At 30.5% G+C, this 2,536-nt stretch carries 3 protein-coding genes; all 3 read left to right on the top strand.

Features of this window, described 5'->3' with window-relative positions; genetic code table 11:
• Window positions 1-148: 148 nt before the first annotated feature.
• The 3 genes from ermCL to KA900_RS10935 all read left to right on the top strand — a co-directional run bounded on the left by ermCL (window position 149) and on the right by KA900_RS10935 (window position 1,990).
• Window positions 149-208: a 23S rRNA methylase leader peptide ErmCL gene (ermCL, locus tag KA900_RS10945; protein ID WP_002497446.1), complete on the top strand. Its 60-nt coding sequence runs from the start codon at window positions 149-151 to the stop codon at window positions 206-208.
• Window positions 209-268: 60 nt separating this feature from the next.
• Window positions 269-1,066, top strand: coding sequence for a 23S rRNA (adenine(2058)-N(6))-methyltransferase Erm(C) (erm(C), locus tag KA900_RS10940; protein WP_181187314.1), 798 nt, complete (start codon window positions 269-271; stop codon window positions 1,064-1,066).
• Between the two features lie 447 nt (window positions 1,067-1,513).
• Window positions 1,514-1,990, top strand: coding sequence for a replication/maintenance protein RepL (locus tag KA900_RS10935; protein WP_000664727.1), 477 nt, complete (start codon window positions 1,514-1,516; stop codon window positions 1,988-1,990).
• The last annotated feature ends 546 nt before the right edge of the window (window positions 1,991-2,536 follow it).

Below are 2,536 nucleotides of genomic sequence, written 5' to 3'. Positions count from 1 at the left end.
TTTTTCTTGTAAAAAAAGAAATAAATCTCTCATATCTTTTATTCAATAATCGCATCAGATTGCAGTATAAATTTAACGATCACTCATCATGTTCATATTTATCAGAGCTCGTGCTATAATTATACTAATTTTATAAGGAGGAAAAAATATGGGCATTTTTAGTATTTTTGTAATCAGCACAGTTCATTATCAACCAAACAAAAAATAAGTGGTTATAATGAATCGTTAATAAGCAAAATTCATTATAACCAAATTAAAGAGGGTTATAATGAACGAGAAAAATATAAAACACAGTCAAAACTTTATTACTTCAAAATTAAAGAGGATTATAATGAACGAGAAAAATATAAAACACAGTCAAAACTTTATTACTTCAAAACATAATATAGATAAAATAATGACAAATATAAGATTAAATGAACATGATAATATCTTTGAAATCGGCTCAGGAAAAGGGCATTTTACCCTTGAATTAGTACAGAGGTGTAATTTCGTAACTGCCATTGAAATAGACCATAAATTATGCAAAACTACAGAAAATAAACTTGTTGATCACGATAATTTCCAAGTTTTAAACAAGGATATATTGCAGTTTAAATTTCCTAAAAACCAATCCTATAAAATATTTGGTAATATACCTTATAACATAAGTACGGATATAATACGCAAAATTGTTTTTGATAGTATAGCTGATGAGATTTATTTAATCGTGGAATACGGGTTTGCTAAAAGATTATTAAATACAAAACGCTCATTGGCATTATTTTTAATGGCAGAAGTTGATATTTCTATATTAAGTATGGTTCCAAGAGAATATTTTCATCCTAAACCTAAAGTGAATAGCTCACTTATCAGATTAAATAGAAAAAAATCAAGAATATCACACAAAGATAAACAGAAGTATAATTATTTCGTTATGAAATGGGTTAACAAAGAATACAAGAAAATATTTACAAAAAATCAATTTAACAATTCCTTAAAACATGCAGGAATTGACGATTTAAACAATATTAGCTTTGAACAATTCTTATCTCTTTTCAATAGCTATAAATTATTTAATAAGTAAGTTAAGGGATGCATAAACTGCATCCCTTAACTTGTTTTTCGTGTACCTATTTTTTGTGAATCGATTATGTCTTTTGCGCATTCACTTCTTTTCTATATAAATATGAGCGAAGCGAATAAGCGTCGGAAAAGCAGCAAAAAGTTTCCTTTTTGCTGTTGGAGCATGGGGGTTCAGGGGGTGCAGTATCTGACGTCAATGCCGAGCGAAAGCGAGCCGAAGGGTAGCATTTACGTTAGATAACCCCCTGATATGCTCCGACGCTTTATATAGAAAAGAAGATTCAACTAGGTAAAATCTTAATATAGGTTGAGATGATAAGGTTTATAAGGAATTTGTTTGTTCTAATTTTTCACTCATTTTGTTCTAATTTCTTTTAACAAATGTTCTTTTTTTTTTAGAACAGTTATGATATAGTTAGAATAGTTTAAAATAAGGAGTGAGAAAAAGATGAAAGAAAGATATGGAACAGTCTATAAAGGCTCTCAGAGGCTCATAGACGAAGAAAGTGGAGAAGTCATAGAGGTAGACAAGTTATACCGTAAACAAACGTCTGGTAACTTCGTAAAGGCATATATAGTGCAATTAATAAGTATGTTAGATATGATTGGCGGAAAAAAACTTAAAATCGTTAACTATATCCTAGATAATGTCCACTTAAGTAACAATACAATGATAGCTACAACAAGAGAAATAGCAAAAGCTACAGGAACAAGTCTACAAACAGTAATAACAACACTTAAAATCTTAGAAGAAGGAAATATTATAAAAAGAAAAACTGGAGTATTAATGTTAAACCCTGAACTACTAATGAGAGGCGACGACCAAAAACAAAAATACCTCTTACTCGAATTTGGGAACTTTGAGCAAGAGGCAAATGAAAAACAAGAAAATGCATTATCTGATTATTATTCTTTCAAGGACTAGTATAACATAAAATCGTCTACAAATAGACAAAAAACCTGCACGCTTAATGTAGATCAAAAGCTTAACGCAAATGAAATAGATTGACCTCCCAATAACACCACGTAGTTATTGGGAGGTCAATCTATGAAATGCGATTAAGCTTTTTCTAATTCACATAAGCGTGCAGGTTTAAAGTACATAAAAAATATAATGAAAAAAAGCATCATTATACTAACGTTATACCAACATTATACTCTCATTATACTAATTGCTTATTCCAATTTCCTATTGGTTGGAACCAACAGGCGTTAGTGTGTTGTTGAGTTGGTACTTTCATGGGATTAATCCCATGAAACCCCCAACCAACTCGCCAAAGCTTTGGCTAACACACACGCCATTCCAACCAATAGTTTTCTCGGCATAAAGCCATGCTCTGACGCTTAAATACACTAATGCCTTAAAAAAACATTAAAGTCTAACACACTAGACTTATTTACTTCGTAATTAAGTCGTTAAACCGTGTGCTCTACGACCAAAAGTATAAAACCTTTAAGAACTTTCTTTTTT

The sequence above is a fragment of the Staphylococcus sp. GDY8P120P genome (assembly GCF_017892065.1).
Classification (GTDB): Bacteria; Bacillota; Bacilli; order Staphylococcales; family Staphylococcaceae; genus Staphylococcus; species Staphylococcus nepalensis.
Note: the sequence above shows the minus strand (reverse complement) of the source record. Positions and strands in the feature narration are given on the sequence as shown.